The 4289-nt window shown below is 45.0% G+C and carries 3 protein-coding genes and 1 pseudogene; 1 reads left to right on the top strand and 3 read right to left on the bottom strand.

What is annotated here, in order from left to right; all coding sequences use genetic code 11:
* A partial coding sequence (gene ligD, locus WAM07_RS13530) for a DNA ligase D (RefSeq protein WP_422167646.1) occupies positions 1-1649 on the top strand: 1649 nt, incomplete at its 5' end.
* Between the two features lie 74 nt (positions 1650-1723).
* On the opposite strand, the gene WAM07_RS13525 is transcribed toward ligD, so the two are convergent.
* The 3 genes and pseudogenes from WAM07_RS13525 to WAM07_RS13515 all read right to left on the bottom strand — a co-directional run.
* Positions 1724-3280, bottom strand: a complete 1557-nt coding sequence (locus WAM07_RS13525; protein ID WP_422167644.1) for a fatty acid--CoA ligase — start codon at positions 3278-3280, stop codon at positions 1724-1726.
* Between the two features lie 63 nt (positions 3281-3343).
* On the bottom strand, positions 3344-4111 hold the full coding sequence (locus WAM07_RS13520; protein ID WP_422167642.1) for a 3-hydroxyacyl-CoA dehydrogenase: 768 nt from the start codon (positions 4109-4111) through the stop codon (positions 3344-3346).
* Positions 4108-4289 (bottom strand): annotated as a pseudogene (locus tag WAM07_RS13515) (steroid 3-ketoacyl-CoA thiolase); the annotation flags it as partial. The pseudogene WAM07_RS13515 and the gene WAM07_RS13520, both read right to left, overlap by 4 nt.

Below are 4289 nucleotides of genomic sequence, written 5' to 3'. Positions count from 1 at the left end.
TCACAAGCCGAAATGGCAAGGACTTTACTTCTCAGTTTCCGGAAATAAGCGAGTTGAAAATAGGGTCTGACTTCTCCCCTTTTACGCTGGATGGAGAACTCGTAATCTTAAACACCCCTTATCAAGCTTGCTTTTCTGCCCTTCAACAAAGAGGAAGGTTACGAAATGCAGATAAAATACAGCGGTCGGCCAGGCAGAGACCCGCCGTCTTTATGGCGTTTGACTACCTGAATGATGAGAAGGCTTCCTACATAGAAAGGAAGAAGATTCTTGAAAAAATTCTTAAGACTTTCCCTCATCCCAGCATACAGGCCGTCGAATCGTTTCCTGACCTGAAGGAGGTTGAAGGCCTTGTCCATCTTCATCGCGGAGAAGGAATCATTGCGAAAAGAAAAACAAGCCGCTATGAAGCAGGTGTAAGATCTAAACATTGGCTTAAAGCCAAGCAATGGAGAGCTGCTTCCGGATTTCTTACAAGTTATGACCAATCGAACGGGTACTACCAGCTTCATGTGGAAGAAGAAAATAACGGCCTTTATCCTCTGGGGCGTTTTAAACACGGCATGACAGCTGAAGAAGATCATACTTTACGAAATTTTATTAAAAAGAAAGGAACTAGAAAAAAACAGGTGTGGGAGCTAGAGCCTAGTGTATGTGTTGATATTCATTGTTTGAATGCTGAAAATGGTGAGATGAGGGAGCCTACATTTCACCGGTTCCGGTTTGATCTGTCTCCATCCGACTGTACTTCACAAAAGCTAAAATGGGATTTGTCTCTCTTTCCTGAAGAAGTGGAAGCTACAAATCTCACCAAAGAATTATGGAGCGGCCTGTCCAAAATGGACTATTTAGTCTATATGAGAATGGTATCGCCCTACCTTCTGCGTTATCTTCAAGATAAGAAAATAACGTTAATTCGTTATCCAGACGGCATTAACCAGCAATCTTTCTATCAAAAGCACTATCCTGATCATGCTCCCGATTATCTGGATGTCTTTGAAGAAGCAGGAGAACAGTATATTCTCTGTCAAAACTTGTCCTCCCTGATGTGGATCGCCAACCAGGGGGCTCTTGAACTGCACCTTCCTTTTCAAAAAGCAGGAGCTTCCTTCCCTGATGAAATTGTCATTGACCTGGACCCTCCAGACCAAAACCACTTTCACTTGGCCATTTCTGCAGCCAGTCTGTTAAAACCTCTTATGGACAAGCTAAACATTAAAAGTTTCATCAAAACTTCCGGAAATAAAGGAATGCAAATCCATATCCCTATCCAAGAAGGCACTCTGAGTTATGAAGAAACCAGGAAGCTCACCGAAACTTTTGCACGGCTGCTTGTGAAACAAGAGCCCGATCTTTTTACAATTGAACGTCTCAAAAAGAAAAGAGGAGATCGGCTCTATATAGACTATGTACAGCATGCAGAAGGCAAAACAATAATAGCCCCCTACTCTGCTCGAGCAACCAAAGAAGCCACAGTGGCCACCCCTGTGTATTGGGAGGAAGTAACCATGAACCTTGATCCTCGCTCGTTTACGATTACCAATGTAGTAGAGCGCCTTGAGCGAGTGGGCTGTCCGTTTTCTAATTATGAAAAAGCAAGATACGAGCAGCCAATTGATCAATTGAGAAATGTAATAAGCGATCAATAATCAGTATTCCTGTCGATTATTGCCCGGGAAATGAAAAAATCCCCGGGAATATTTCCGGGGATTTTAATAGGCTGCTACTCAGATACTAAATTGAAATTTTCTCTTAGTTTGAACTTTTGAAGTTTACCGCTGGCATTTCTCGGAAGCTCATCTACAAACTCATAGCGTCTGGGTCGCTTATACCGGGCCAGCCGGTTACTGGACGTACAGAATTCATCAAGGGTTTGTTCATTAAGGCTTTCATCTTGTTTAACAATAAAAGCTACCACTCGTTCTCCCCATATTTCGTCCGGTTCTCCAATAACGGCTGCATCAAGTACGAGAGGATGCTCAAACAAAGTATCCTCTACCTCTCTGGAATATATATTTTCCCCGCCCGATATAATCATATCTTTAACCCTGTCACTAACCCATAAATAACCCTCATCATCTAAGGAGCCAATATCTCCTGTATGATACCATCCTTTATACAGAGCTTCCTCTGTGGCTTCCGGTCGGTTGTAATACTCCTCCATCATACTAGGTCCTCGTACAATAATTTCCCCTCGTTCACCAGGTTTGCAGATAGCCTCCGGTTCAGATGGTCCATGCTCGTTGGTTCTTACTACCCGAACTTCATGATTTAAGAGCGCGCGGCCCGCTGATCCAGCTTTTGAAACCTGCTCGTCTTCCATTAAAGCAGTAATCGCCGGCCCCATCTCCGTCATACCATAAGCCTGCAGAAGCTGTACTCCAATCGCTTCGTGCAGACGTAATGTTAAGGCGGGTGCCATTGGCGCTCCACCATACAGTCCTTTTCTGAGGGTCTGGAAATCCTCTTGAGAGAAGTCCTCCTGGAGCATCATATTCCACATGGTAGGTGCAGCAAACAAGGTCGTAATCTGCTCCTGTTTAATCGTTTCAATAACGGAAGGAGCATCAAAGTGGTGAAGCAGCACATTGGTACTTCCAATCATGACTCTTGGGAAGAAAGCACAATGCAGTTCAGCACAGTGGAAGATGGGAGCCGTGGTTAATCCCCGATCTTCTGGGTTCAACTGCAGGCAGGCGGCCATAATTAAAGACTGATCGATCATATCCCTGTGTGAGTGAACGACTCCTTTTGGAAGGCCGGTCGTACCAGAGGTGTACATGATCGCATAGGGATCTGTTTCATCTAAATCGCATGAAGGTCTGACAATGGGAGCATCTCTCAGTTGATCATAGTAATGGACAGCATAAGCAAGGTCGTGTTCATCAATTGACCATAACTCTACATCGCTAAGCACAGAAACCAACGGCTCCACTCGATCTGCAACAGCCTTTTCAAAAAGAACCACTTTCGGATCAGCATCTTTTAGAATAAATTCGATTTCTTTAGAGGTCAGCCGGAAGTTGATCGGATTGAAGATGGCCCCGAGCTTCGTACAGGCGAATAGGGATGTAGCAAATTCGGCAGTATTAAACAGGATGGTTGAAACTTTATCCCCTTTTCCGACGCCAGAGGTCTTAAGTGCATTAGCCAGTCGATTTACTTCAACATCCCACTCCTGAAACGTCCACCTCGTACCTAAACGGAGATCCACTAATCCCTCTTTGTTCGGATATTTCGCTGCCGTCTGTTCAAACATGCTACGTAATGTTGCTCCCACTTTGATCGACTCCTTTTATATGATTTTAATAACACACGTTTTCAAAAACCCTCTCATGCACACCTACTTAATTGGCATCCTCACTGCTCCGTCGAGACGGATCACCTCCCCGTTCAACATGACGTTATCCAATATAGCAAGTACCAGCTGGCTGAATTCTGTAGGCTTACCGAGTCGTTTAGGAAATGGTGTCATTTTTCCTAACGAAGCTCGCGCAGACTCTGGAAGCTGACTGAACATAGGTGTATCAAACAATCCTGGAGCAATCGTCATTACTCGTATTCCGTGCTGGGCAAGCTCTCTTGAAATGGGGAGAGTCAGCCCGATCACCCCGCTCTTAGAAGCACTGTAGGCGGACTGTCCAATCTGCCCGTCATACGCTGCAATAGATGCGGTATTCACAATGACACCGCACTCACCTTTTTCATTTGGCAGGTTGTGCTGCATCTGCTCAGCAGTCAGCCGAATCATATTAAATGTGCCTATTAGATTTACTTCAATCACCTTCGAAAAGGAATCCAATTGGTGAACTCCTCTCTTTCCAATCACCTTTTCTCCAGCCGCAATTCCAGCACAATTGACAAGAACGTTCACCTTACCAAAAGTGCGACATGCCTGATCGATGAGCTCTTTCGCTTGCTCGGAAGAAGTCACATCTGTTTTTTTAAAAAGAGCCGCCTCTCCTAACGATTGAGCAAGCTTACTTCCTCCTTCTGTATCCTGATCTGCAATAACGGCCCGACCGCCGTTCTCTACTATACTTCGGACCACTGCTTCCCCTAAACCGGAGGCTCCGCCCGTGACAATCGCTACGATCTCTTTACCATTCATTCCTGCTTGTCCAGGCGTTCAATAATGGTACCATTGGCCATTCCCAATCCCTCACATATCGCAAGCAAACCATATCGCCCCCCGATACGCTCCAATTCATGAAGTAAACTAGTCATAAGTTTGGCTCCTGTAGCACCTAAAGGATGACCTAGAGCGATAGCTCCTCCATTTACATTCA

The organism is Halobacillus sp., from assembly GCF_049282395.1.
GTDB lineage: Bacteria > Bacillota > Bacilli > Bacillales > Halobacillaceae > Halobacillus.
The sequence above is the reverse complement of the archived record's forward strand: the minus strand, read 5'-3'. Positions and strand labels throughout refer to the sequence as shown.

Excerpts from the sequence above, each read along its gene's own strand:
- WAM07_RS13520 (WP_422167642.1), bottom strand. The coding sequence starts at position 4,111 with ATGAATGGTAAAGAGATCGTAGCGATTGTCACGGGCGGAGCCTCCGGT.